General features: G+C 53.5%; 22 protein-coding genes. 10 read left to right on the top strand and 12 right to left on the bottom strand.

Features of this window, described 5'->3' with window-relative positions; genetic code table 11:
- Window positions 1-22: 22 nt before the first annotated feature.
- Window positions 23-244: a zinc ribbon domain-containing protein gene (locus KI228_RS16205; RefSeq protein WP_042999837.1), complete on the top strand. Its 222-nt coding sequence runs from the start codon at window positions 23-25 to the stop codon at window positions 242-244.
- On the opposite strand, the gene KI228_RS16200 is transcribed toward KI228_RS16205, so the two are convergent.
- Both KI228_RS16200 and KI228_RS16195 read right to left on the bottom strand, forming a co-directional pair.
- A complete protein-coding gene (locus KI228_RS16200; protein ID WP_042999838.1) occupies window positions 241-591 on the bottom strand; it encodes a protealysin inhibitor emfourin in 351 nt (116 codons plus the stop codon). The two genes, KI228_RS16205 and KI228_RS16200, sit on opposite strands and share 4 nt — an antisense overlap.
- Window positions 592-1,611 (bottom strand): M4 family metallopeptidase, encoded by a 1,020-nt coding sequence (locus tag KI228_RS16195; protein ID WP_044253068.1) that lies wholly within the window; start codon window positions 1,609-1,611, stop codon window positions 592-594.
- Window positions 1,612-1,770: 159 nt separating this feature from the next.
- Here KI228_RS16195 and KI228_RS16190 point away from each other — a divergent pair, with 159 nt between their 5' ends.
- Entirely contained in the window at window positions 1,771-2,904 is a 1,134-nt protein-coding gene (locus tag KI228_RS16190) for an MFS transporter (protein ID WP_141227623.1), read from the top strand.
- A 7-nt stretch (window positions 2,905-2,911) separates the two neighbouring features.
- Here the strand turns inward: KI228_RS16190 and xseA are convergent, their stop codons facing one another.
- Complete coding sequence (gene xseA / locus KI228_RS16185) at window positions 2,912-4,282, bottom strand: exodeoxyribonuclease VII large subunit (protein WP_061069782.1); 1,371 nt, start codon at window positions 4,280-4,282, stop codon at window positions 2,912-2,914.
- 161 nt (window positions 4,283-4,443) lie between these two features.
- Here xseA and guaB point away from each other — a divergent pair, with 161 nt between their 5' ends.
- Window positions 4,444-5,910 (top strand): IMP dehydrogenase, encoded by a 1,467-nt coding sequence (gene guaB, locus KI228_RS16180; protein WP_042999842.1) that lies wholly within the window; start codon window positions 4,444-4,446, stop codon window positions 5,908-5,910.
- A gap of 67 nt (window positions 5,911-5,977) precedes the next feature.
- The gene (gene guaA, locus KI228_RS16175) at window positions 5,978-7,555 is read left to right on the top strand and encodes a glutamine-hydrolyzing GMP synthase (protein ID WP_044264876.1); all 1,578 of its coding nucleotides are present in this window, start codon (window positions 5,978-5,980) and stop codon (window positions 7,553-7,555) included.
- Window positions 7,556-7,667: 112 nt separating this feature from the next.
- Here guaA and KI228_RS16170 read toward each other — a convergent pair whose 3' ends face one another.
- Complete coding sequence (locus KI228_RS16170) at window positions 7,668-7,859, bottom strand: YfgG family protein (RefSeq protein WP_042999844.1); 192 nt, start codon at window positions 7,857-7,859, stop codon at window positions 7,668-7,670.
- 348 nt (window positions 7,860-8,207) lie between these two features.
- On the opposite strand from KI228_RS16170, the gene KI228_RS16165 reads away from it, so the two are divergent.
- Window positions 8,208-10,448, top strand: coding sequence for a bifunctional diguanylate cyclase/phosphodiesterase (locus tag KI228_RS16165; RefSeq protein WP_212807504.1), 2,241 nt, complete (start codon window positions 8,208-8,210; stop codon window positions 10,446-10,448).
- Between the two features lie 7 nt (window positions 10,449-10,455).
- Here KI228_RS16165 and ppx read toward each other — a convergent pair whose 3' ends face one another.
- From ppx to purM, 4 genes are all read right to left on the bottom strand, one after another.
- Window positions 10,456-11,997, bottom strand: coding sequence for an exopolyphosphatase (ppx, locus tag KI228_RS16160; protein ID WP_044328043.1), 1,542 nt, complete (start codon window positions 11,995-11,997; stop codon window positions 10,456-10,458).
- Between the two features lie 4 nt (window positions 11,998-12,001).
- Complete coding sequence (gene ppk1, locus KI228_RS16155) at window positions 12,002-14,068, bottom strand: polyphosphate kinase 1 (RefSeq protein WP_042999847.1); 2,067 nt, start codon at window positions 14,066-14,068, stop codon at window positions 12,002-12,004.
- 188 nt (window positions 14,069-14,256) lie between these two features.
- On the bottom strand, window positions 14,257-14,898 hold the full coding sequence (purN, locus tag KI228_RS16150; protein ID WP_044328044.1) for a phosphoribosylglycinamide formyltransferase: 642 nt from the start codon (window positions 14,896-14,898) through the stop codon (window positions 14,257-14,259).
- Window positions 14,895-15,932 carry a phosphoribosylformylglycinamidine cyclo-ligase gene (gene purM / locus KI228_RS16145; protein ID WP_044256983.1) on the bottom strand — a complete coding sequence of 346 codons (1,038 nt, stop codon included), beginning with the start codon at window positions 15,930-15,932 and terminating at the stop codon, window positions 14,895-14,897. The genes purN and purM overlap by 4 nt, the downstream gene beginning before the upstream one ends.
- Window positions 15,933-16,194: 262 nt before the next feature.
- On the opposite strand from purM, the gene KI228_RS16140 reads away from it, so the two are divergent.
- The 4 genes from KI228_RS16140 to KI228_RS16125 all read left to right on the top strand — a co-directional run bounded on the left by KI228_RS16140 (window position 16,195) and on the right by KI228_RS16125 (window position 20,616).
- On the top strand, window positions 16,195-17,625 hold the full coding sequence (locus KI228_RS16140) for a 6-phospho-beta-glucosidase (RefSeq protein WP_042999849.1): 1,431 nt from the start codon (window positions 16,195-16,197) through the stop codon (window positions 17,623-17,625).
- A 182-nt stretch (window positions 17,626-17,807) separates the two neighbouring features.
- The gene (gene upp, locus KI228_RS16135; RefSeq protein ID WP_003037929.1) at window positions 17,808-18,434 is read left to right on the top strand and encodes a uracil phosphoribosyltransferase; all 627 of its coding nucleotides are present in this window, start codon (window positions 17,808-17,810) and stop codon (window positions 18,432-18,434) included.
- A gap of 95 nt (window positions 18,435-18,529) precedes the next feature.
- Window positions 18,530-19,819: a uracil permease gene (uraA, locus tag KI228_RS16130; protein WP_042999850.1), complete on the top strand. Its 1,290-nt coding sequence runs from the start codon at window positions 18,530-18,532 to the stop codon at window positions 19,817-19,819.
- A 95-nt stretch (window positions 19,820-19,914) separates the two neighbouring features.
- Window positions 19,915-20,616 (top strand): DnaA inactivator Hda, encoded by a 702-nt coding sequence (locus tag KI228_RS16125; protein WP_061069784.1) that lies wholly within the window; start codon window positions 19,915-19,917, stop codon window positions 20,614-20,616.
- 119 nt (window positions 20,617-20,735) lie between these two features.
- Here KI228_RS16125 and KI228_RS16120 read toward each other — a convergent pair whose 3' ends face one another.
- From KI228_RS16120 to celB, 3 genes are read right to left on the bottom strand one after another with little or no spacing between them, the layout of a single operon-like run.
- A complete protein-coding gene (locus KI228_RS16120; RefSeq protein ID WP_061069785.1) occupies window positions 20,736-22,181 on the bottom strand; it encodes a leucyl aminopeptidase family protein in 1,446 nt (481 codons plus the stop codon).
- A complete protein-coding gene (locus tag KI228_RS16115; protein ID WP_042999853.1) occupies window positions 22,181-23,137 on the bottom strand; it encodes a glycosylasparaginase in 957 nt (318 codons plus the stop codon). The genes KI228_RS16120 and KI228_RS16115 overlap by 1 nt, the downstream gene beginning before the upstream one ends.
- Before the next feature lie 3 nt (window positions 23,138-23,140).
- Complete coding sequence (gene celB / locus KI228_RS16110) at window positions 23,141-24,460, bottom strand: PTS cellobiose transporter subunit IIC (RefSeq protein WP_212807502.1); 1,320 nt, start codon at window positions 24,458-24,460, stop codon at window positions 23,141-23,143.
- 156 nt (window positions 24,461-24,616) lie between these two features.
- Between celB and KI228_RS16105 the strand changes: the two genes are divergently transcribed.
- Complete coding sequence (locus tag KI228_RS16105; RefSeq protein ID WP_054176569.1) at window positions 24,617-25,459, top strand: helix-turn-helix domain-containing protein; 843 nt, start codon at window positions 24,617-24,619, stop codon at window positions 25,457-25,459.
- Here the strand turns inward: KI228_RS16105 and arsC are convergent, their stop codons facing one another.
- A complete protein-coding gene (gene arsC, locus KI228_RS16100; protein WP_042999856.1) occupies window positions 25,460-25,819 on the bottom strand; it encodes an arsenate reductase (glutaredoxin) in 360 nt (119 codons plus the stop codon).
- Between the last annotated feature and the right edge of the window lie 2 nt (window positions 25,820-25,821).

Genomic DNA, 25,821 nt, shown 5'->3' with positions numbered 1-25,821 from the left:
AACAGGAATATGAGGAGAAAGTGTGGAACTCATTTGTCCCGTTTGTCAGCATCCGCTCGATCGTCATGGCGATAACGCACATTGTGAAACCTGTCAGACAGACTTTAGCGTAGAAGCGCGTTGCCCGGACTGTCATCAGCCGCTCCAGGTTTTAAAAGCCTGCGGCGCAGTCGATTATTTCTGTCACAACGGTCACGGACTGATTTCGAAAAAACGCGTTGAGTTTGTGCTGTCGCAGGATTAATCGCAGATACAGGCTTCGCCCTTTTGCCAAAGATCGACCAGTGAGGCTGGCGCATCGTTTTCCGGTACCAGTACGATGATGTCGGTAACGCCTGCCTGATTATGCTGTGTCCAGATGATCTGTATGCGAAAGTAGCGCTGGTCGCCGCGACCCGGCGATCCCGTCTGTCCCGGAGGCATACCGACGGTCAGGCTCTGCCGGAGAATGTCGGCCACGCGCTGACGCTGAACAGTCGATAAGGTCGACAGCGCAATTTTGCGCTGCCGTGCCAGTTTGGGCATAAACGCGACGCCACCTTCCCGGGCCAGTTCTACCACGGCGTCATCAGTTAATTCTGGGATCTCCATTCACATCACTCCTGTGGCTTTCCAGGCCGCTTCTATCGCCTTCGCCGTTTCCGCGCCGCTGCGCTTGTCGCCGTGATAAACGGTTAAGCGGGCAAAATCAATGAAGTCTGCATCCTGCGCCAGTTGTCGATCGCAAACCGTATCATACCAGGCATAACCTGCTTTTTCCCATGCGTAGCCGCCGAGCGCGGTGGCTGCCAGATAAAACGCCCGGTTCGGGATGCCAGAGTTAAGATGAACACCGCCATTGTCTTCGCGTGTCTTAATAAAGTCCCGCATATGCGCAGGTTGTGGGTCTTTCCCAAGCAACGGGTCGTCATAGGCTGTGCCCGGTGCTGACATGGAGCGCAATCCCTTGCCATTAATGCTGTCCGCCAGCAATCCTTGCCCGATAAGCCAGTCAGCCTGATCGGCGGTTTGTTTGAGATGATACTGTTTAACCAACGCACCAAATACATCGGAAACCGATTCGTTGAGCGCCCCGGCCTGTTCAAAGTAAATCAACCCTGCTTCTGATTCGGTAATCCCGTGTGCCAGCTCATGAGCCACGACATCAATGGCAATCGTAAATCGATTAAATATCTCACCATCGCCGTCGCCAAAGACCATCTGCTGACCGTTCCAGAACGCATTCTGGTATTCATGCCCGTAATGCACGGTCCCGGTGAGAATTAAGCCTTTGTTATCCAGCGAGTCGCGGCGCCAGTTTTTCCAGAAAAAGTCATGCGTGACACCGAGGTAATCATAGGCTTCGTCCACTGCAACATCCCCGTTTGAGGGATGGCCTTCATAGCGCACCTGCGTGCCGGGTAATTCCTGCCTGTTTTTCGCATCGTAGATATCACGTTCAAGTTGACCGGGTTGATTCACATGCGGCGCCGCTGGTTTTCCGGGCATGTGCGCCATCAGGGTTTGTACATGAGTCAGCGTCTGGCGTGCGCACTGTTGCTGCATCGCCGAACCGCTTTCAATAATGCGTCGCAGGATATAGGGCGGGATCACACTGTAAGCATGGGACATAAGGCTCTCCTGAGTCTGGCAATGCCGAAAAAGTAAGCATGTTAAGTGTAAATCATAGAAGCAAACCTGCAGGAAAGTCGGACAAATCAGCGCTGCTGAAAGTGGCGCAACTGACTATCAGGGTTTACGTTTTTAACGACGCATAAGGTGAGGGGAACAATGAATAAACATGTCGCGTTGGGGATGACGGGTTTCTCACTGATTGCTGTGACTTACGGAATGGCGCGATTTTCATGGGGAATCATGCTGCCTGATATCCGTCAGGCGATTCCCTTCACGCCAGAAGTTGCCGGGATTATTGCGGCCTGCAGCTATGTTGCCTACTGTTTATCCGTTTTTTTGGCCTCCTTTCTGACGGATCGCTTTGGTCCACGACTCCCGGCCGTTCTGGCGGGAATCTCCGCAGCAATTGGATTAGTTATCCTGGCGTTGGCGTATTCCCCTCTTATTCTGGCGACAGGTCTTTTTATCGCCGGGCTCAGCTCCGGGCTGGCCTCACCGTCCCTTGCCGCAGCGGTGAGTAAGCGAATCTCTGCGGAACGGCAAACCCAGGTAAATACCCTTATCAACGCCGGAACGAGTGGGGGGATCATCCTGTCGGTTCTGGTGTTACGGGTTATGTCGGGTAACTGGCGCATGGCATGCATCGTCTTTGCAGTCATGGCGCTACTCTGTCTGTTTGCCGCTCTGCGTACGTTGCCTGGGGAACACGCGGAACAACTCCGAGCGCCGCCGCGCTGGCGCGTTGTCCTTGCGAAATCGGGGATGTTTCGCCTGCTGGTGATAGCCTTTGTTAGCGGTGTCGCCAGCGCGGCATGGTGGAGTTTTGGCCCCGAATTGCTGCAGCGCCATACCGGGCTGGACAGTGCCATCACCCATATGCTGTGGCTGGTCAGCGGTGGTGCAGGAATTGCCGCTGTATTTACCGGAAGTGCGGCAAAGCGTATCGGTATGCGCGGGGTTTACTGTTGCTCGCTGGTGTTTATGGCGGTTTCGCTAGTGTCCCTGGCGCTAAGCCACGGTTTCGCCTGGTGGTTGTTTCCGGTCGCGGCGCTAAACGGGGCGGGATATGTCATTTTATCCGGTGTGCTGTTGGTGCGGGGCGCCGCGCTGGCGGAGCCTTCACCGGCGGCGGGTGTCAGTCTGGCTTTCCTGATGCTGGCCGTTGGGCAAATTGTTGGCTCTGTGACATTTGGTCAGCTTTATGGCGCGATTGGCGCGGCGGAGGCACTGGTTGTTTTTTCTGGGCTGTCGGGGGCATTGCTGTTCATTTCACCTGAAGGCGAACGCTAGCCTGATGTCAGGCTTTTTTTCGCGCGCGTTTTTTCACCGGCGTTATGCTTTTGACTTCACTTTCTACCCAGCCGTCTTCCAGCCGGGTCGTCATCACATCACCGGCTTTCACTTGTGTCACTTTTTTCAGCACTTTGCCGTCGGTGGCCGTAGAGACGCTGTAACCACGCGCCAGGGTCGAGAGTGGGCTGACCGCTTCCAGGTGGGTAACTGCGTTGCCAAAGCGTTCCCGCGTGGCGCTCAGACGGGAACGCACATTCTCCACCAGACGATATTCCAGTTGCTGAATGCGGGTTTGCGCACGATGAATGCGTGGCTGCGGACTTTGCTGGTTCAGGCGTTGCAGCAGACGGGATTGCCGCTGGCTGGTGCGCTTCAACTGGCCGTCGATGGCCACGTTCATACGCTGATGCAACCTCTCCAGTGCCGTCTGCTGACGAGCGAGACGCAACTGCGGATGTTGCTGTTGCAGGCGATGATAAATCTGAGTGAATCGACGACTGCGGTTCGCCAGAAAGTAATCCATCGCCATGCCGAGACGCTGCTGTGCAGACAGGATCTGACGCAGCAACTCCTGCTGATTGCGGCTGACCATTTCAGCGGCGGCCGAAGGCGTCGGCGCACGCAGGTCGGCAATAAAATCGGCAATGGTGACGTCCGTTTCATGGCCGACGGCGCTGACTACCGGAATCGCGCTGGCAAAAATAGCCCGTGCGACACGCTCGTCGTTAAAACTCCATAAATCTTCCAGCGAACCGCCGCCGCGACCGACGATCAGGACATCACACTCCTGGCGCGCATTCGCCAGTTCGATTGCACGGACAATCTGCCCCGGTGCGTCGTCACCCTGGACGGCGGTCGGATAGATGATAACCGGTAAAGAGGGATCGCGACGTTTCAGAACATGGAGAATATCGTGCAGTGCGGCCCCGGTTTTCGAGGTAATCACCCCCACGCAGTGGGCGGGAGAGGGAAGTGACTGCTTATGCTGCTGATCAAAAAGCCCTTCAGCCTGCAGTTTAGCTTTTAACTGTTCATACTTTTGCTGGAGCAGACCTTCACCGGCAGGCTGCATGCTTTCGACGATAATCTGATAGTCGCCGCGCGGCTCGTACAGGGTGATATTGGCGCGAACCAAAACCTGCTGGCCGTGCTGGGGGCGAAAGGTCACCCGACGATTGCTGTTGCGGAACATGGCACAGCGAACCTGTGCCGTGTCATCTTTTAGCGTGAAGTACCAGTGCCCCGATGACGGCTGTGAGAAATTGGAAATCTCGCCGCTGATCCAGACCTGTCCCATTTCCTGTTCTAACAGCAGACGAACCGTCTGATTAAGGCGGCTAACAGTAAAAATTGCGGAGGTCTGAGAGGATAACATGTGAGCGGGATCAAATTCTAAATCAGCAGGTTATTCAATCGATAGTAACCCGCCTGAGCAGGAGCGCAAGCATTATTTGCAAAAAAGTGTGGATGCAACCGATTACGCTCTGTATAATGCCACGGCAATATTTATCCACCCCCAGGTTAGAGATATTGCCCATGCTACGTATTGCTAAAGAAGCTTTGACGTTTGACGACGTCCTCCTCGTTCCCGCTCATTCCACCGTTCTGCCGAATACTGCTGACCTCAGCACGCAGTTGACGAAAACGATTCGTCTGAACATTCCTATGCTCTCCGCAGCGATGGATACCGTGACTGAAGCGCGCCTCGCGATTGCACTGGCACAGGAAGGTGGCATTGGTTTTATCCACAAAAACATGTCGATTGAGCGTCAGGCAGAAGAAGTCCGCCGCGTGAAAAAACATGAATCTGGCGTAGTAACTGACCCGCAAACCGTTCTGCCGACGACTACCCTGCGTGAAGTGAAAGAACTGACTGAACGCAATGGCTTTGCAGGTTATCCTGTCGTGACCGAAGACAATGAGCTGGTTGGGATCATCACCGGTCGTGACGTGCGTTTTGTCACCGATTTGAGCCAACCGGTCAGCGTTTACATGACGCCGAAAGAGCGTCTGGTCACCGTTCGCGAAGGCGAAGCGCGTGACGTCGTGCTGGCAAAAATGCACGAGAAACGCGTCGAGAAAGCGCTGGTTGTTGATGACAGCTTCCATCTGCTCGGCATGATCACCGTAAAAGATTTCCAGAAAGCGGAACGTAAGCCGAACTCCTGTAAAGATGAGCATGGCCGTCTGCGCGTTGGCGCTGCGGTTGGCGCAGGCGCTGGCAACGAAGAGCGTGTTGATGCGCTGGTCGCGGCAGGTGTTGACGTGCTGCTGATTGATTCTTCTCACGGCCATTCTGAAGGTGTTTTACAGCGCATTCGTGAAACCCGTGCGAAATACCCGGATCTGCAAATCATTGGCGGTAACGTGGCGACCGGCGCGGGGGCTCGTGCCCTGGCGGAAGCGGGCGTGAGCGCGGTGAAAGTGGGTATTGGCCCTGGTTCCATCTGTACCACTCGTATCGTGACTGGCGTGGGTGTTCCGCAGATCACCGCAGTGTCTGATGCTGTTGAAGCGCTGGAAGGGATGGGGATTCCCGTTATCGCTGACGGCGGTATCCGTTTCTCTGGCGATATCGCCAAAGCTATCGCGGCTGGTGCAAGCGCGGTGATGGTGGGTTCCATGCTGGCGGGCACGGAAGAATCCCCGGGTGAAATCGAACTTTACCAGGGCCGTTCCTACAAATCCTACCGCGGTATGGGCTCTCTGGGCGCAATGTCCAAAGGTTCTTCTGACCGTTACTTCCAGAGCGATAACGCCGCAGACAAACTGGTGCCGGAAGGTATCGAAGGCCGCGTTGCCTATAAAGGCCGCCTGAAAGAGATTATTCACCAGCAGATGGGCGGCCTGCGCTCCTGTATGGGGCTGACCGGCTGTGGTACTATCGACGAATTGCGTACTAAAGCGGAATTCGTACGTATCAGTGGTGCGGGTATTCAGGAAAGCCACGTTCACGACGTGACCATCACCAAAGAGTCCCCGAATTACCGTATGGGCTCCTGATAAGTTTCCGCGCCCGGTTTTAACCGGGCGTTTTGTTATTGTTTCACTTGCCTCGGAATTAGCGTCAATGACAGACAATATTCACAAGCATCGCATTCTCATCCTTGATTTCGGATCGCAGTACACACAACTGGTTGCACGTCGCGTACGTGAACTGGGCGTTTACTGTGAACTGTGGGCGTGGGATGTAACTGAAGCACAGATTCGCGAGTTTAATCCTAGCGGCATCATTCTTTCCGGTGGCCCGGAAAGCACCACGGAAGACAACAGCCCACGTGCACCGCAATACGTTTTCGAAGCCGGCGTTCCGGTCTTCGGCGTGTGCTACGGCATGCAGACGATGGCGATGCAGTTGGGCGGTCATGTTGAAGGGTCGACTGAGCGTGAATTCGGCTACGCGCAGGTTGAAGTTGTAACCGATAGCGCGCTGGTTCGCGGTATCGAAGACTCCCTGACCGCTGACGGCAAACCGCTGTTGGATGTGTGGATGAGCCACGGCGATAAAGTGACGGCAATCCCGTCCGACTTCGTCACCGTTGCCAGCACCGAAAGCTGCCCGTTTGCCATTATGGCGAACGAAGAAAAACGCTTCTACGGCGTTCAGTTCCACCCGGAAGTGACCCATACCCGTCAGGGGATGCGTATGCTGGAGCGTTTTGTCCGCGATATCTGCCAGTGTGAAGCGTTGTGGACGCCGGCAAAAATCATCGACGACGCCGTTGAGCGTATCCGCCAGCAGGTTGGCGATGACAAAGTGATCCTCGGCCTTTCCGGTGGCGTGGACTCTTCCGTCACGGCGATGCTGCTGCACCGTGCGATTGGTAAAAACCTGACCTGTGTCTTCGTCGATAATGGTCTGCTGCGTCTGAATGAAGCCGGGCAGGTGATGGATATGTTCGGTGATCACTTTGGTCTGAACATTGTTCATGTTCCGGCTGAAGATCGTTTCCTGACCGCGCTGAAAGGCGAGAACGATCCGGAAGCGAAACGTAAGATCATTGGCCGCGTTTTTGTTGAAGTCTTCGACGAAGAAGCGCTGAAGCTGGAAGATGTGAAATGGCTGGCGCAGGGCACCATCTATCCTGACGTTATCGAATCTGCCGCTTCTGCGACCGGTAAAGCGCATGTCATCAAATCTCACCATAACGTAGGTGGTCTGCCTAAAGAGATGAAGATGGGCCTGGTTGAGCCGCTGAAAGAGCTGTTCAAAGACGAAGTGCGTAAAATTGGTCTGGAACTGGGCCTGCCGTACGATATGCTCTACCGTCACCCGTTCCCGGGACCAGGTCTGGGCGTGCGCGTGCTGGGTGAAGTGAAGAAAGAATATTGCGACCTGCTGCGTCGTGCGGACGCTATCTTCATTGAAGAACTGCACAAAGCCGACCTGTACAACAAAGTGAGTCAGGCGTTCACCGTGTTCCTGCCGGTTCGCTCTGTTGGCGTGATGGGCGATGGCCGTAAATACGACTGGGTGGTTTCTCTGCGTGCGGTTGAAACCATCGACTTCATGACCGCGCATTGGGCACACCTGCCGTATGACTTCCTGGGCCGTGTGTCTAACCGCATCATCAACGAAGTGAACGGCATTTCCCGCGTCGTGTATGACATCAGCGGTAAGCCGCCAGCTACGATCGAGTGGGAATAATATCCCCACACGTCACTGACGTATAATCGACAAAACCCTCTGTTTAGACAGGGGGTTTTTGCTTTATTTGGGCGTATAAAAGACCAAATGGCGTCTGTCTGAAATAACAGGATTAACGTTGAGCAGGCGTTTCGACAGAAAGAGTAGACTGTTGCGCGTCTTTTTTGTCCTGATGATGATGCCAGGCGCCGATAGAAGAGTAGACAAAACGTCCAAAAAAGAAGATAAAGCTGATAAGCAATACGATACGGGTCATGCGACTGTTAAATCGATGTCGTTTTCGCATACTGGTTGCCTGACTCACAAAAGGTTCCTTAAGGGATGCCCATACGGGCGATAGATACATTAAGGCACACTGTGTCAGGCGGGTCAATTCTTGATTATGTAAAATTGCGTCAGTTGAATCATATCTCGTTGTTATGAAGAATAATGATATTATTTACATTAATAATATGAGAATGATAACACCGTGAAATAAAGGTAATAATTGGTTAATGGGGACGGAATTATTTGATATACGTCAAAAATAACTTCCCGTTGATAACTAAAATCTGTGCGACATGTATGGTGAGTTTTTCATCTTAATTTTGACGTCAGGTGGGATGCCTGTCTGATTCACCCCTTAAGGATCCAGGGGTTCCGCTGAGCGTCTATGCGACTGAATAAAACTTATATTGCAATCAGAGATAAGTGGTGGGGACTGCCTCTGATTTTGCCTTCCCTGTTTTTACCGCTCGTGAGCCATACGAATACCTATGCGCATGTGGCCACCGGGGATGTCATCCTTTTCTACTTACCGTTATCACTCATGATGAGCCTGATGATTTTTTTCGGTTGGGCGGCCTTACCCGGTATTGTTCTGGCGGTTTTTATTCGCAAATATCCGCAGGTAGGTCTGGCGGAAACATTGCCTGTTATTGCGCATTTTCTTATTGCTGTCGTGCTCAGTTGGGGCGGTTACCGTGTTTTTACGCCCCGACGTAACAACATCTCGCATGGTGACGCGCAGCTGGTCTTCCCCCGCATTTTTTGGCAAGTTTTTTGCGCCGCAACGCTATTTCTGGTGCTTTTCCAGTTCGCAGCCTTTGTGGGGTTGTATGAAAGCAAGTTGAGCTTAATGGGGGGAACACCATTTAACATCAACGCATTAATAAACTACCAGGGTATTCTGGTGGGCAATTTGATTGGTGTACCGCTCTTCTACTTTATTATTCGCGTTATTCGTAACCCGCTACATTTACGCGGCTATTATTCACAATTAAAGTTACAGTTTGATGCCAAGGCCTCGCAAAAAGAGATCATTATTTGGTTGCTGGTATTGTCCGCTTTAATGTCTTTGCTTTGTATGCCACTGAATGAAAATAGTTCCATATTCAGCACGAACTATACTATGTCGTTATTACTCCCGGTTATGTTATGGGGAGCGATGCGTTATGGCTATCGATTCATATCACTGCTATGGGCGCCAGTTTTAATTATTGCGATCCATAATTACAGAAGCTATACGCCCTATTATTCAGGTTACGATGTACAACTGGCGATTACCTCTTCCAGTTTCCTGGTTTTTTCTTTTATTGTGAATTACATGGCGGTGCTGGCGACGCGTCAGCGGATTGTGAGCAGTCGTGCCCGACGGCTTGCGTTTCTTGATCCGGTTGTCCATCTTCCCAATCTTCGTGCGCTCAACCGCGCGCTGAGAAATACGCCCTGGTCTGCGTTGTGCTTTCTGCGCGTTCCTGAACTCGAGTTTCTCGTGAAAAATTACGGAATAATGCTGCGTATCCAGTACAAGCAACAGCTCTCCCACTGGATTGCCGAAAAATTGGGTCCTGATGAACATGTTTACCAAATGTCCGGGCCTGACCTGCTGCTACGCTTAAATACAGAGTCACATCAGCAACGCATTGACGATCTGGATGAGCATATCAAGACGTTCCGGTTTGTCTGGGATGGCATGACGTTCCAGCCACAGGTGGGGATGAGCTATTGCTATGTGCGTTCCCCGGTAAATCACATTTACCTGTTGCTGGGGGAGTTGAGCACGACGGCTGAGCTGTCCATCATGACCAACACGCCGGAAAATTTAGAGCGTAGTGGTGCGATGAACATGCAGCGTAATCTGCGAGACAAAGTCGCAATGATGAACCGGTTACAGCATGCGCTGGAGCATGACCGTTTTTGTCTGATGGCGCAGCCAATCGAAGGGCTTCGCGGCGATGTTTATCATGAGATTTTACTGCGATTGCTGGATGATGACGGTGGCATGATCAACCCTGATGCCTTCCTGCCCGTCGCGCATGAGTTTGGTCTCTCCTCGAGAATTGATCTCTGGGTTATCGAACACACGTTACGCTTTATGGCGGAGAATCGTGCGCAGATGCCTGCCCGTCGCTTTGCGCTTAACCTGTCGGCGTCCTCGGTCTGTCGGGCCAGGTTTGCGCAGGATATCAGCAAACTGCTGAGCAAATACCAGATCGAAGCCTGGCAATTGATATTTGAAGTGACAGAAAGTCAGGCGCTGATGAATGCCGGACAGGCGGAGGCAACGCTGCAAAACCTGCAACAACTGGGCTGCCAAATCGCTATTGATGACTTCGGTACGGGTTACGCCAGTTATGCAAGGCTGAAAAACGTTAACGCCAATATTCTGAAGATTGACGGTAGTTTCATCCGCAATATCGTTTCGAATAGCCTCGACTATCAGATTGTGGCCTCAATCTGTCATCTGGCGCGTATGAAGAAAATGCAGGTGGTCGCTGAATTTGTCGAAAGTGAGGAGATTCGCCATGCCGCGATCTCTCTGGGGATTGATTATATGCAGGGATATTTAATCGGTGTGCCGCAGCCGTTAAGCGACACGCTGAAAGAGCAGGTGCCAGTGACTGGCACCTGAGTGTGCTTCACGCGGCGATTTCCGGTGAGCGTTCTTCTTCAATTTTCAGACGCCAGCCGGTCACCGCTTCCCAGTATTGCTGTTCTTTTTCCAGATCGAGCAAAACCAGCGCGTTCTGGCTGAACCAGTCGTGAGGGAAACGCAGGGTCCAGTGGTTGTCATCGGTGATGAGCGTCAGCGTAGGCGGTGTGGTCGTGGCCTGGCGCTGGTTGTTCAGCAGTACGCCAAGACGCAATAGCTGAATGAGCGGCAGGAACTGCTTCTTCTTAAACAGCGTAAAGCGCGGGAGATCGTCCAGCTTCACCGCCTTACGATGATAGCGAACCAGCGTCGCCATCATGGTTTGCTGCTCCTGATTAAAACCAGGCAAATCGCTGTTTTGCAGGATATACGCCGAGTGGCGATGCAGACCGCTGTGATTAATGTTCAGTCCAACCTCGTGCAGCATCGCTGCCCATTTCAGCAGCGCTTCTAACTGCGGATGCGCCAGTTTAGGCTGCTGCGCCTGCCACTGCTCATACATCTGCATGGTGGTTTCCAGCACGCGTCGCGCCTGTTCGCTGTCGATATTGTACTGATTTGCCAGGCTGCTGGCGGTGCGACTGCGAACATCCTGATGACGAAAGCGACCTTCCATTTCGTACAGCACGCCTTCGCGCAGCGCGCCATCGGAAAGGCGTAACTCGCGGATCGCCAGCGCATCAAAGACACCGCATAAAATCGCCAGACCTGGAACAAAGACCGCTTTTCGCTCTTCAGATAACCCCGGCAGGCTTAGCGATTCGAAACTGCGGTGTTGCAGCAGTTCGGTTACCAGTCGGTCCAGACGCTCTGGGGTGATGAACCCGTCTTTCTCGCCCATTTCTAAGAGCACTTCGTGCGCGGCTTTGATGGTGCCAGAGGCCCCCAGCGCAACGTTCCAGCCCTGAATACGGAATTGCCAGGTCAGGGTTTCAAGCTTCTGCGCCGCCGCCATTCTGGCACGCTGGAAGTTTTCCTTGCTGATGACGCCGCCGGGGAAATAGATCTGGGCAAAACTGACGCAACCCATACGACGGCTTTCAACCAGCTTCGGTTCGAAGTTTTCGCCAATGACCAGCTCCGTCGAGCCGCCGCCAATGTCGATGACCAGCTTGCGGCCTTTTTCCGGTTGCGTATGTTCTACGCCCATAAAGATCAGACGCGCTTCTTCATTACCGGAAATGATCTCGATCGGATAGGGGATAACCTTTTCCGCTCGTTTGAGAAAATCGGTGGCGTTTTGCGCCTGACGAAGCGTATGGGTACCGACAATACACACGCTGGAGGGGGCGAACCCCTGAAGACGTTCAGCAAACAGTGACAGGCAGCTTAGCCCGCGCTCCATTGCCTCTTCGCTCAGCATGTTGTCTTCGCCGAGACCATCCGCCAGATGCACGCGCTGTTTCAGGCGACCGATAATCTGCATGGCGCCATCCACCACACGGGCAATCACCATGTGAAAACTGTTTGAACCGAGGTCGACCGCCGCAAACTCCTGCGGTCGTGGGGTCTTATCATGTATTGGCATAGCGTTAGTCAGATTGCTCGAGTGATTTGATATAGTCGTAAATAGCCAGTTGCGACTGCACTTTGCGGCGGTTTCCACGCGGCACGTAGCGATTACTCAGTTCTTTATCGATGTAGCGGGCTTTTACCGTATCGCTGAACAGGATGTCAATAATATCCAGCACCCGCTGCTTCAGGCGCGGATCAAGCAGCGGCGTCGCCACCTCAATGCGGTAGTCGATGTTACGCGTCATCCAGTCGGCGGAAGAGAGATAGACCTGCTTATCGCCGCCGTTTTCGAAGATATACACCCGGTCATGCTCAAGATAACGGTCCACAATACTGATGACGCGGATATTATCGCTGATACCTTCCAGATTCGGAATAAGCGAGCACATACCACGAATCAACAGATTGACCGGTACACCTGAGCTGGAGGCGGCATACAGCCGATCGACCAGCCCTTTGTCCACCAGGTTATTCAGTTTCAGTGTGATGCCGGAGGGGAGTCCCTGTTGAGCGTTGGCGATTTCACGATCGATCATCTCATACAGCAGGCGGCGCGAGTTTTGCGGCGAGACCAGCAGATAATCAAACGTCACCGGGCGATACGGGTTCTCGATAAAATTGAACACCCGACGGACTTCGTTAGTGATCCGCGCGTCGGCGGTCAACAGCGAATAGTCGGTATACAGACGCGCGGTTTTTTCGTTGAAGTTACCGGTGCCGATATGGGCGTAACGCACCACCTCTTCGCCTTCTTTGCGCGAAATCAGGAACAGCTTGGCGTGAATTTTTAAGCCGGGCGCGGAGAAGATGACATGCACGCCCGCTTCCGTCAGGCGTTTCGCCCAGTGAATGTTGGCCTCTTCATCAAATCGTGCCTGTAACTCCACCACAACGGTCACTTTTTTACCGTTATGGGCGGCGTGGATCATTGAGTCGATGATCCGCGAGTCTTTTGCCACGCGGTAGATGTTGATTTTGATTGCCAGCACGCTCGGGTCAAACGAGGCCTGGCGCAGCAGTTCCAGAACGTGCTCAAAGGTGTGATACGGATAGTAAAGCAACACATCGCGTTCACGAATGGCGTCAAATCCGTTACGGAACTTCTCTTTATCAAACCAGATATGGCGTAAGCGCGGCAGCGGCTTATTCACCAGATTGGCTTTGCCGACATTAGGGAAGTTAATGAAATCTTTGAAGTTGTGATAACGCCCGCCGGGAACGATAGAGTCATAGCGTGAAATCGTCAGCTTCTCGCGCAGCACTTCGACCAGTGCATTAGGCATGTCGCGCTGATAAACAAAACGCACCGGCTCGGCGGTCAGACGCTGTTTCAGGCTGGAGGACATCAGCTCCATCAGGCTGGATTCCATCTCGTGCACCAGATCGTACTCGGCGTCACGGGTCATCTTCATGGAATAGGCATTCAGTGCGTCATAATCAAAGAAGCCCTTAAAGATGTCGTCCAGACAGTAGCGCAGAATGTTATCCAGCAGGATCATTGGTTTACGGCGACGCGGGGCTTCCGGCGGCAGATTCACAAAGCGTGGAACCTTGTCAGACGGAATTTCCAGCAGCGCATAGCGAATGGTGTCGCCGCGAATAATTTCGACTGCCAGATAGGTGTAGTCATCCTTCAGGAACTGTACCAGATCCGTTTCGCGGTTAATTAAAATTGGGGTGATGTGCTGGCGCAGATACTGCTTGAAATAGTGGCGCAGCCAGCTTTGCTGATTGACTGACAGTTGACGCTCGTTGATCAGGAAGATCTGATTACGCGCCATCTCCAGCAGCAGTTCGTTATACAGGCCATCGAATTCCTGGTCGGCTTTCAGTACGCGGGACTGGATTTTGCCTAACAGGTGGCGAGAATGTGAATTTGAACCCTGTTCTTCGCTGATGATGATGCGACGTTTGAGCTCTGCGAAGCGAACTTTGTAGAATTCATCCAGGTTATTGGAATAGATGCCTAAGAAACGCATCCGTTCAATTAGCGGGTTTGATTTATCCGCGGCTTCCTGGAGCACACGTTCGTTGAACGCTAACCAGCTGAGCTCTTTCTCGATATAAAGCTTTTCCTGACCCATTAATACTTATACTCCGTTTTATTCACGGGACACTGCCTGATTATTATGGCGAGCATTGCGCTCAGATGTCCAACTGTGCCAGAAAAATATGACAATAAACCGTCTGATCGCAAAGGGGAAGGGGGACTGGAGGTCTGAAGAGAAGCGCTGGCCGGATAAGGGATGACATCCGTTATCCGGCACCGTTTTTACTCGTCGGCAGCGTAGCCCTGTGGCGGCAGGCGAACACCGTCCAGCCAGGCGGCGTTATCGCGCATTTTCAGCCGTCCGTCCACAAACCAACTGACGACCAGCGGGTAAATGGCGTGTTCCTGAACCTGAACGCGGGCGGTGATTTCATCTTCGTCATCGCCCTCAAAAACCGGAACTTTGGACTGCAAAATGACCGGTCCGCCGTCGAGCTCGTCAGTGACAAAGTGGACCGAGGTGCCGTGTTCCTCATCGCCGTTTTCCAGCGCCTGACGGTGGGTGTGCAAACCGGGATATTTGGGCAACAGGGAAGGGTGAATATTCAGCAGTCGACCGTTATAGTGCGCGACGAACGCCGGGCTCAGAATGCGCATAAAACCGGCCAGCACCACAACGTCAGGCGCATACGCGTCGATCTCAAGGATCAGCTCGCGGTCAAATGCTTCACGGCTGGAAAACTGATCCGCCGTTAGCGTATGGGCCGGGATTGCCGCTTTTCTGGCACGCTCAAGGCCGAACGCGTCGGCCTTGTTGCTGAATACTGCCCGCAGGGTGCCATTGATTTTCTTCTCTTTGCAGGCATCAATAATCGCCTGCAAATTGCTTCCGTTACCGGAAATAAGCACCACAATATTCATTATTCAATAACCACGCGCTGCGCGGAATCGGAAGCCTTGATGACGCCGAGCTTCCAGGCTTTTTCACCTTTTGCCTTCAGCAGGGTAAGGGCGTTGTCTACTTCTGCCGCCGGAAGAGCAATGACCATGCCGACGCCGCAGTTAAAGGTACGATACATTTCATGCTGGCTGACGTTACCGGCGCTTTGCAGCCAGTTAAAAACAGCTGGCCACTGCCAGGAGGATTCATCGATCACCGCCTGCGTGTTGTCCGGCAGTACGCGCGGAATGTTTTCCCAGAAGCCGCCGCCGGTCAGGTGCGCGATAGCGTGCACATCAACCTTTTCAATCAATTCCAGAATCGATTTCACGTAGATGCGGGTCGGCGCCAGCAGGTGGTCGGCCAACGGTTTGCCTTCCAGAACCGTCGTTTCTGGATCGCAGCCGCTGACTTCAACAATTTTACGTACCAGTGAGTAACCGTTGGAGTGCGGACCGCTGGAACCCAGTGCAATCAACACATCGCCATCGGCCACTTTGGAACCGTCAATGATGTCTGATTTTTCGACCACGCCGACGCAGAAACCCGCGACGTCATAATCTTCACCGTGATACATCCCCGGCATTTCAGCGGTTTCCCCGCCGACCAGCGCGCAGCCGGATTGCAGGCAGCCTTCGGCGATACCGTTAATCACGCTGGCTGCGGTATCCACATCCAGTTTGCCAGTGGCGTAGTAGTCGAGGAAAAACAGCGGCTCAGCACCCTGAACGACCAGGTCGTTGACGCACATCGCCACGAGATCAATGCCGATGGTATCGTGACGCTTCAGATCCATCGCCAGACGCAGTTTTGTCCCGACGCCATCAGTACCGGAAACCAGCACTGGTTCACGATATTTTTGCGGCAATGCGCACAGCGCACCGAAGCCACCCAAACCACCCATCACTTCCGGGCGGCGAGTTTTCTTCACTACGCCTTTGATTCGATCCACCAGAGCATTACCCGCGTCAATATCAACACCGGCATCTTTGTAGCTAAGAGAGGTTTTATCGGTCACTGCCTGGTTCCCCACGTTTTCTTACGGTAAAAGTAAAATTCGGCGCAATTCTAGCAGGGAAAGCAAACGTTTGCGAGCCTGTGTTGCATCCGTTTTTATCTGTCGAGATTTGCTGCATTTTCTCCGCGGCGCGGTGTTTTTATGACCTGAACCACGAAAATGAAACCGGGTTCAGTTTCACCCTTGAAAGCAGTGCCGGGATTGCTCAGTATCATACTGAAACCGGTTTCTGTTTTGTCATAGCAAATTAACGAGGGAAACTATGTCTGGATTTAACGCGAATTTCATGTGGGGCGGGGCGGTCGCCGCTCATCAGCTTGAGGGCGGTTGGCAGGAAGGCGGAAAAGGGATCAGCGTTGCTGACGTCATGACGGCGGGCGCTCATGGCGTGGCGCGAGAAATTACCGATGGCGTGCTGCCCGGCAAAAACTACCCTAACCACGAGGCGATCGATTTTTATCATCGCTACAAAGAAGACATTAAGCTTTTCGCGGAAATGGGCTTTAAATGTTTCCGGACGTCCATTGCCTGGACGCGCATTTTCCCACTTGGGGATGAAACGCAGCCAAACGAGGCGGGACTGCAATTTTACGACGATCTGTTTGATGAATGCCTGAAGTACGGCATTGAACCGGTGATTACCCTGTCGCATTTCGAGATGCCCTACCATCTGGTGACGGAGTATGGCGGCTGGCGCAACCGGAAGCTGATCGACTTTTTTGTCCGCTTTGCGAAGGTCGTCTTTACCCGCTATCAGGGCAAAGTGAAGTACTGGATGACCTTCAATGAGATCAACAACCAGGCCAATTACCATGAGGATTTTGCACCGTTCACGAACTCCGGCCTGAAGTATCAGCCAGGTGAAGATCGTGAACCGGTAATGTACCAGGCGGCGCACTATGAACTGGTGGCCAGTGCGCTGGCGGTGAAGGCGGCACGAGAAATTAACCCGGCATTGCAGATCGGCTGCATGATCGCCATGTGCCCCATCTACCCACTGACCTGTGCGCCAAACGACATGATGATGGCGATGAACGCCATGCACCGTCGCTACTGGTTTACCGATGTGCATGTGCGGGGGAAATATCCGCAGCATATTCTCAACTATTTTACGCGCCGTGAGTTTGACCTCGATATCACGGAAGAAGACCGTGTTGCTCTGTCCGAAGGCTGCGTCGACTACATCGGTTTTAGCTATTACATGTCGTTTGTCACCAAAGCGACAGACGATAACCCGCAACTCGATTATGACGAGAGCAAAAGTCTGGTCTCCAATCCCTACGTACAGAAATCGGACTGGGGCTGGCAGATTGATCCGGTGGGATTGCGCTATTCGCTGAACTGGTTCTGGGATCACTACCAGTTGCCGTTGTTTATCGTTGAGAACGGGTTTGGTGCGATTGATGTTCAGTTGCCTGACGGCACCGTGGATGACAGCTACCGTATCGAGTATATGGCGGCACATCTTCGTGAAATGAAAAAAGCGGTGGAAGAGGATGGCGTGGATCTCATGGGGTACACGCCGTGGGGATGTATCGATCTGGTCTCTGCGGGAACGGGAGAGATGAAAAAGCGTTACGGGTTTATCTACGTTGATAAAAATAATGACGGCAGTGGGACACTGGCGCGCAGCCGTAAGAAATCATTCGCATGGTATCAGCAGGTGATAAAAAGCAACGGCGAATCCCTCTGATTTCAGCCACTTGATACGACGCCCCGTACAGAATGCGGGGCGTATTTTATACTCATCACCCAAACGTATACCACTTTGCTTGATCCAGGTCATGCATACGTTATATTGCGCCAGAGAGGAAAAGCGGTATAATCCGGCGATTTTTTTTGTGGTTGCCACTCGTCTGAGGAAAGGAGAAGAGTATGAAGATCGTGGAAGTCAAACACCCACTCGTCAAACACAAGCTGGGTCTGATGCGTGAGAACGATATCAGCACCAAACGCTTTCGTGAACTCGCCTCGGAAGTAGGCAGTCTGCTGACCTACGAAGCGACTGCGGGCCTGGAAACCGAAAAAGTAACCATTGAAGGCTGGAATGGTCCGGTCGAAGTGGATCAAATCAAAGGCAAAAAAATTACCGTTGTACCTATCCTGCGTGCCGGTCTGGGCATGATGGAAGGCGTGCTGGAAAACGTACCCAGCGCACGTATCAGCGTGGTCGGCATGTACCGCAACGAAGAAACGCTTGAGCCGGTCCCGTATTTCCAGAAGCTGGTATCCAATATCGACGAGCGCATGGCGCTGATCGTCGACCCGATGCTGGCAACCGGGGGTTCTGTTATCGCCACTATCGATCTGCTGAAAAAAGCGGGCTGCAGCAGCATCAAAGTGCTGGTGCTGGTGGCGGCCCCGGAAGGGATCGCCGCGCTGGAAAAAGCGCATCCGGATGTGGAACTCTACACCGCGTCGATCGACCAGGGCCTGAACGAGCACGGATACATTATTCCGGGGCTGGGTGATGCCGGCGATAAGATTTTTGGTACGAAGTAAGTGAATAACTGATAAATAGCCGACTTTAAGAGTCGGCTTTTTTTTGAATAAAACAACTCAACGATTCATAACAAACACACTCAGAGGAAAACACTATGACGCGCCGTGCTATCGGGGTGAGTGAAAGACCGCCACTTTTACAGACAATCCCGCTTAGTTTGCAACACCTGTTCGCCATGTTTGGCGCAACCGTGCTGGTGCCAGTTCTGTTTCATATCAACCCGGCTACCGTTCTGTTGTTCAACGGGATCGGGACCTTGCTGTATCTCTTTATCTGTAAAGGAAAAATTCCTGCCTATTTAGGTTCAAGCTTCGCGTTTATCTCACCGGTTCTGCTGCTGTTGCCGTTGGGATACGAAGTGGCGCTGGGCGGCTTCATCATGTGTGGTGTGCTGTTCTGCCTGGTTTCTTTCATTGTCAAGAAAGCGGGAACCGGCTGGCTGGACGTGATGTTTCCTCCTGCGGCAATGGGCGCAATCGTTGCCGTCATCGGTCTTGAACTGGCAGGCGTGGCCGCTGGTATGGCTGGATTGCTGCCTGCGGAAGGACAATCTGCGGATTCGAAGACCATCATTATCTCGATGGTGACGCTGGCGGTGACCGTGTTTGGCTCGGTGCTGTTTCGTGGTTTCCTTGCGATTATCCCGATCCTGATTGGGGTACTGGCAGGTTATGCACTGTCATTTGCGATGGGCGTGGTTGATACCACACCGATTGCCGAGGCGCACTGGTTTGCGCTGCCGACCTTCTACACGCCGCGCTTTGAGTGGTTCGCCATTTTGACTATTCTGCCTGCGGCGCTGGTGGTGATTGCCGAACACGTCGGTCACCTCGTGGTCACGGCGAATATCGTCAAAAAAGATCTGGTTCGCGATCCGGGTCTGCATCGCTCGATGTTTGCCAACGGTTTGTCGACGGTGATTTCTGGCTTCTTTGGCTCCACGCCGAACACCACCTACGGTGAGAACATTGGTGTAATGGCAATCACCCGTGTTTACAGTACCTGGGTAATTGGCGGCGCGGCGATTTTCGCGATTCTGCTGTCCTGCGTCGGTAAACTGGCGGCGGCGATCCAGATCATTCCGCTACCGGTGATGGGTGGGGTGTCATTGCTGCTGTACGGGGTGATCGGGGCATCCGGTATTCGCGTGCTGATTGAATCGAAAGTGGATTACAACAAAGCGCAGAACCTGATCCTGACCTCTGTCATTCTGATCATTGGCGTCAGCGGCGCGAAAGTGCACATTGGCGCGGCGGAGCTGAAAGGAATGGCGCTGGCGACGATCGTTGGGATCGGTCTGAGCCTGATCTTCAAGCTGATTTCTGTCCTGCGCCCGGAAGAAGTGGTGCTGGACGCGGAAGATGCGGATACGCCGAAGCCGTAAAATGGGATCCGGGCAGTGATGCTGCCCGGTTCTAACGCGACGGAATTCTGTGGTAAACTCATCACGATTTTAATGAAATCTGGGTTGAGGTCTCTCTGAACACACCGGCACAGCTCTCTTTGCCACTTTATCTGCCTGACGACGAAACGTTTGCAAGTTTCTGGCCGGGAGATAACGCCTCTTTACTGGCCGCACTGCAAAACGTGCTGCGCCAGGAGCATAGCGGATACATCTATCTCTGGTCGCGTGAAGGCGCCGGCCGCAGCCATTTGCTGCATGCTGCCTGTGCTGAATTATCGCAGCGTGGTGATGCCGTGGGCTATGTGCCGCTGGACAAGCGCACCTGGTTTGTACCGGAAGTGCTCGACGGGATGGAACACCTGTCGTTAGTCTGTATCGACAATATTGAATGTGTCGCGGGTGATGAAGAGTGGGAGATGGCGATATTTGATCTCTACAACCGCATTCTGGAATCCGGAAAAACGCGGTTACTGATCACCGGCGATCGTCCTCCACGGCAGTTAAAGCTGGGGTTGCCCGATCTGGCCTCGCGTCTGGATTGGGGGCAAATCTACAAGCTGCAACCGCTGTCGGATGAAGATAAGCTGCAGGCGCTACAGCTACGCGCCCGACTGCGCGGATTTGAACTCCCGGAAGACGTGGGGCGCTTCTTGCTCAAACGGCTCGACAGAGAAATGCGCACGCTGTTTATGACGCTCGATCAGCTTGATCACGCCTCCATCTCCGCGCAGCGCAAATTGACCATTCCGTTCGTGAAAGAAATTCTGAAGCTCTAGTCGAAATACAAGGTTACGCATCGCAGTCGGTCTGATAAGCGTAGCACCATCAGGCAGAACGGTGCGGATGCCGGAGGGCGACGTCGCCTTATCCGGCCTGATTACCCAAACAAACGCCCTCACTCAGAGGGGGACTTCTCAACTGCCAGATCGTTAAGTAAATGCTCCATCAGCAGTGGAATCGGTCTGCCCGATGCCACGCTTCTTCCCCCTTCGCGCCACAACGCCGTACCGCTGACGTCGAGATGCGCCCATGGAATCGTCGCCGGACAAAAATGATGAAGCAGCCAGGCCGCCGATGCGCTGATTGCCGCGTTGTTAGTCGGCGTATTGCACAGATCGGCAATCGCGCTCTCCGTTTGTTTTTTCAGGTGAGCGTCCAATGGCAGCGACCAGACTCTATCTCCGCTCTGCTCACCGGCAACGGTTAACGCCGCACGCAGCGCGCTATCCTGGGTCATCAATCCACTCAGCTCATAGCCCAGCGCTTTCACCACGGCGCCGGTCAGCGTTGCTAAATCAATGATATAGCGAGTCTCTTTGTGGCGCTGGCTGGCCCAGGCAATGGCGTCAGCAAGTACCAGTCGTCCTTCGGCGTCGGTGTTGTTGATCTCCACCGTCATCCCGTTACAGGCGCGTGCTACGTTACCCGGTTGCATGGCGTCGGGACCAATGGCGTTTTCCGCCAGCGCCAGTACGCCCATGACTCGAACCGGCAGCGCCAGCCCGGCAATACTGAGCATCAGCCCAAGCACGTTGGCTGCGCCGCACATGTCGTACTTCATGGTGTACATGCCCGCGCCTTCTTTCAGCCACAAACCGCCGGTGTCGAAAGTGATGCCTTTCCCGACATAGCTGCGCACCGGGCCGCTGCTGACGCCGTCGTAATGAATCGCCAGCAGGCGGGGCGGGCGGCTGGAGCCTTTCCCCACGGCGTGCAGCAAGCCAAGGCCTTGCGCTACGATGGCCTGTTCGTCCAGCACTTCGCAGCGCAGGTCAGGGTAAGCCGCGCATAGACGTTGGGCCTCTTCGACAACGACCTGCGGCGTACACTGCTCGGATGGCATATCCGCCAGGCGGCGGGCGGCGACCATGCCGTTGGCAATGGCCTGCTGCCGACGGAAAATTTCCTCTAACGCTTCCCGCTGTTCGGGTAAACAAAGCGCCGTTATGTGGTCGAGTCTTATCGTCGCGTTGTCTGTAGTTTTCAGTTGCAGGTCGTCAAGGCGATGTACCTGATTGAACAGAAAACGCAGAACCTGAAGCAGCACGGTTTCGTGTATTTCGCGAACATCAATGATCACGTGAGAACTGACCGGCGTGGTGAACAGTGGACGTAATGCGTTCAGCAAACCGTCGGTCAGGTTGTCCTGCCACAGTGCTGATGGAATGAGGGTGATGCGTTTGTAAGGGGCGCAGCCAAAACAGGTATCCGCCATGTTACCCGTGGCACGCATTTCGTTTATCAGCGCGGTGTCTGGTAACTGTTGGCTTGTGGGACGGGCAATCAGGTGCGCGTTGGGTTGCGCCTCTGAAAGGGACTGAATCAACTGATATGTCATCATTATTCTTCCTCTATTGGCGCACGGATCCGTGCCGCATAGGCCTGCATCCACGCCTCATCGACTGGCTGGTAATACGTCTTTTCGTGCCGACGTTCCGCGAGATAGACGGTGAGTGGATGACTGGCGGTGGCAACGGTAAACGAGAAGGTTTTGATATTGGTCGCCGCGCCAAATTCTCCCCGGTGATTCATACACACGACGGATAAATCGCCCACCCTGCCAAAGCGGGACATCAGGTTGTCCTCCAGTTCAAAAACCACGGAGTCCGCAGCCTGCTGCGGCGTCATGCCCTGTGCCATACGGCGAACGATTTCGTAGCTGGTGCACCCCTTCATCAGGTCTTCGCCAACGCCAGTGGCGGTCGCGGCGCCGATTTGACTGTCGCAGTAGAAGCCGGAACCAATAATCGGGGAATCTCCCAGACGACCGCGTTTTTTCATAAACAGACCGCTGGTGGAGGTCGCCACGCTCATCGAACCTTGTGTGTCCAGTCCGATAATGCCGACGGTATCATGGCCGTCATAAGGACTCAGTCCCTTATCCAGCGTCTCGCGGCAGCGTTTGCGATAGTGTTGGATGGCGCGGTCGGTAAGCATGGTTTTTTCTGCAAACCCCTGGCTTAACGCCCATTCTCGGGCACCCTGGCCGACAAGCAGGCTGTTATACCGTTGACGACTCAGGGCGTGCGCAACGCGTACCGGATTGGCGATATCCACGAGATTGCCCACGGCGCCGAACGCCAGCGTGTCGCCATCCATGAATGCGGCATCCAGTTCCACCTCACCCTTTTCGGTTGGCAGTCCGCCGTAGCCAACGGACTTGTATAATGGGAAGTCCTCAACTGCGGCAACGGCATCGACTACCGCACTGGCCGCTGTTTGGCCTGCAGCCAGCGCGGAAGCGGACTCAGTAACGCCTTCAAGCGCCATTCGCCAGGTGGCGATAATTCCCCACATGTTTTACTCCTGTTTAACGGGTGTACTCTCATTTTGTGCCAGCGTGGTGACTTCCGCCGCGCGGTACTGTTTATCGACAATGCGCATAAATGGCAGATAGAGCATTGCGCCAATCAGTAAATTGATGATCTGCATGACGCTACCGCTGAGATGGCCTGTGACGATAAAACCACTGATAACCGGCGGCAGCGTCCATGGAATAAACACGCCCGTCGTGACGGCAACAGCGCCAATTTTCATTGCGACGTACTGGATGGTGACTAACACCAGAGGCACCAGGTTGAACGGTATTAGCATGATGGGGTTCATGATGACCGGCAGACCGAACAAAATGGGTTCGTTGATATTGAAAATCGATGCGCCAGCCCCCAGCCGGGCCACTTCCCGCATGTTTTTACTGCGGGCAAAAATCAGCATTGCGATAACCAGCGATAAGGTTGCGCCAGCGCCCCCCATCCAGATCATGTCAAAAAACTGCTCGGTGATAATATGCGGTGGCGTAACGCCCGCCTGAATGGCGGCGATGTTATCCGTCTGGTTCTCCATCCACAGTGGCCGGATAATGCCGTTGATCATTGAGCCAGAGTTAATCCCTACCGACCATAAAATCGTGATGCTGAAAACCGTCATCAGCGCGCCAAAATAGGAGGTGCCATAGTGACGAACCGGCGTCGCAACCACTTCATAGATAAAGCGGTGAATTGTCTGGTAGTGGGTATTTTCAAACAGGATGCGAATAATCAGCACCAGGATCATTACCAACAGGGCGGGGATCAGCGCGGCAAATGATTCCTGCACGGCAGGCGGAACCCCTTCGGGCATCTTGATGACCAGTTTTTTGCGTTTCAGCCAGCAGAACAATTCCGTCCACAGCAACGAGCCAATCATTGCCACAAATAGCCCTTTAGTGCCGATCCATTCTACTGGTATCACGGTGATGCCGCCGTTATCCGCAACTTTGATAAACGGGGTGAGGATCAGGAAGCAGACCAGCGCCAGGATGCCGCAGGAGATACGGTCTTCACCGTAATGTTCCGCCAGACGGTAGGCAACCAGGAAACTGATGAACAGTGACATCGTTGAGAACACCGCGTTAAACGGGATCTCGATAATACTGCTCCAGCTTTCACCAAACGCGCCAGACATAAATTGCTGATAGGTCTGGTTCGGAAAGGAGGAAATAACCAGCAGAATGGAGCCGACGATAATGAACGGCATAAAGGAAACATAAGCGCCGCGGATCGCGCCCAGGTAACGCTGCTGCGCCGTTTTGGCCGCAAGCGGCATCAGTTTTGCTTCAAGAAATCCCAGAACATTGTTCATTGTGAACTCCGTACAAGATCGGATGAGAGTATTTATGGTATGCCAGAGGATTATCAGGGAAGCTCCGCAGTCGAAAGGTGAATCTGGTCACAATGTGTTCGCCTTATAAATATAAATCTCATATGATTAGTTATCTCTTTGGAAAAGGATTTGGCGATGGAAATAAAACTGCATGCCAATGCCACCACGACACCGCGCATCCGTCGTTATCTGCAGCAGTCGGATAAAAGCGACAGAGCGCTGGCCGCTGAGCTGGGGATTTCCGTCACCACGGTCAGGCGCTGGCGACAACGTGAGCAGACTGCCGATCGGCAAACTACGCCGAAAGTGATACATAAAGCGATGAGACAAGAGCAGATTGCGCTGATTAACGGACTGCGGGATGCGACCGGCGCGCCGTTAGATGAGCTTTTGTTACTGGTCAATGAAGGGCTGGGCATTCACGTTTCCCGTGCGACGCTAAATCGTTATCTTAAACCTGCAAGGTTGATGCGTCAGGGGACACTTTTGCAGGGGAAAAAGGCACTGAAGGCCGGGCATTTCCCTCATGTGCTTGAGGTGCATCACCTCCCGCTTTCACTGCATATGGAGGATGGCGGGGAGCATCATGTGCTCTGGGCTCGTGAACCGGTGAGCGGCTGGTGCTACGCGCGACTGTATGCCGGGATTTCGCCGCATCTGGTCATGAAATGGCTGGATGCGCTGCTGACAGCCTGTCCGGCTGATATACAATCTATTGAGACATTCTTTTCTGACACCCATCTTGATGGGCTGGAACAGGGGCTGATAGCACGAGGAATGACGCACTACATAAACCATAACGTGCAGAATGCGATTCAGGTTAACCTTCCGCTGGTGGCGATTGTGCCGCGGGTAAAGGACGTATCAGCCAGTCAACTGCTGGCAGAAATTTGCGAAAGTTATAATACCGGCAAGGCGCAGAAAAAACTGGGGGAGATGACGCCGCAGGCTTTTCTCGAAGCACTACGGCGGGAGTGATTAGCCGATGATTTCCAGCACGTGTTCCGGTGGACGGCCAATACGCGCCTGGCCGTTCGCCACTACAATTGGACGTTCCATCAGTTTCGGGTGTTCCACCATCGCCTGAATCAATTCATCTTCACTCAGACTGCTGTCAGCCAGGTTGAGCGACGCGTAGAGATCCTCTTTTCGGCGCATCAGTTCCCGGGCGCTTTCCATGCCCAGCATCTTCAACAACTGACGCAGCGTTGCGGCATCGGCAGGCGTTTCCAGGTAAAGCACCACTTCTGGCTCCACACCGTGCGATTGCAGCAGGTTCAGCGTTTCGCGGCTCTTGGAGCAGCGCGGGTTATGGTAGATTTTTACGGCCTTTGACATGG

Source organism: Citrobacter amalonaticus (assembly GCF_018323885.1).
In the GTDB taxonomy this organism is placed as follows: domain Bacteria; phylum Pseudomonadota; class Gammaproteobacteria; order Enterobacterales; family Enterobacteriaceae; genus Citrobacter_A; species Citrobacter_A amalonaticus.
Note: the sequence above shows the minus strand (reverse complement) of the source record. Positions and strands in the feature narration are given on the sequence as shown.

Bases quoted from the DNA above. Each gene is read 5' to 3' on its own strand.
- KI228_RS16200 (WP_042999838.1), bottom strand. From the start codon at position 591: ATGGAGATCCCAGAATTAACTGATGACGCCGTGGTAGAACTGGCCCGG.
- guaA (WP_044264876.1), top strand. From the start codon at position 5,978: ATGACAGACAATATTCACAAGCATCGCATTCTCATCCTTGATTTCGGA.
- KI228_RS16195 (WP_044253068.1), bottom strand. From the start codon at position 1,611: ATGTCCCATGCTTACAGTGTGATCCCGCCCTATATCCTGCGACGCATT.
- guaB (WP_042999842.1), top strand. From the start codon at position 4,444: ATGCTACGTATTGCTAAAGAAGCTTTGACGTTTGACGACGTCCTCCTC.
- ppk1 (WP_042999847.1), bottom strand. From the start codon at position 14,068: ATGGGTCAGGAAAAGCTTTATATCGAGAAAGAGCTCAGCTGGTTAGCG.
- xseA (WP_061069782.1), bottom strand. From the start codon at position 4,282: ATGTTATCCTCTCAGACCTCCGCAATTTTTACTGTTAGCCGCCTTAAT.
- KI228_RS16120 (WP_061069785.1), bottom strand. From the start codon at position 22,181: ATGATGACATATCAGTTGATTCAGTCCCTTTCAGAGGCGCAACCCAAC.
- uraA (WP_042999850.1), top strand. From the start codon at position 18,530: ATGACGCGCCGTGCTATCGGGGTGAGTGAAAGACCGCCACTTTTACAG.
- arsC (WP_042999856.1), bottom strand. From the start codon at position 25,819: ATGTCAAAGGCCGTAAAAATCTACCATAACCCGCGCTGCTCCAAGAGC.
- KI228_RS16190 (WP_141227623.1), top strand. From the start codon at position 1,771: ATGAATAAACATGTCGCGTTGGGGATGACGGGTTTCTCACTGATTGCT.
- KI228_RS16105 (WP_054176569.1), top strand. From the start codon at position 24,617: ATGGAAATAAAACTGCATGCCAATGCCACCACGACACCGCGCATCCGT.
- KI228_RS16115 (WP_042999853.1), bottom strand. From the start codon at position 23,137: ATGTGGGGAATTATCGCCACCTGGCGAATGGCGCTTGAAGGCGTTACT.
- ppx (WP_044328043.1), bottom strand. From the start codon at position 11,997: ATGCCAATACATGATAAGACCCCACGACCGCAGGAGTTTGCGGCGGTC.
- celB (WP_212807502.1), bottom strand. From the start codon at position 24,460: ATGAACAATGTTCTGGGATTTCTTGAAGCAAAACTGATGCCGCTTGCG.
- KI228_RS16165 (WP_212807504.1), top strand. From the start codon at position 8,208: ATGCGACTGAATAAAACTTATATTGCAATCAGAGATAAGTGGTGGGGA.
- KI228_RS16140 (WP_042999849.1), top strand. From the start codon at position 16,195: ATGTCTGGATTTAACGCGAATTTCATGTGGGGCGGGGCGGTCGCCGCT.
- upp (WP_003037929.1), top strand. From the start codon at position 17,808: ATGAAGATCGTGGAAGTCAAACACCCACTCGTCAAACACAAGCTGGGT.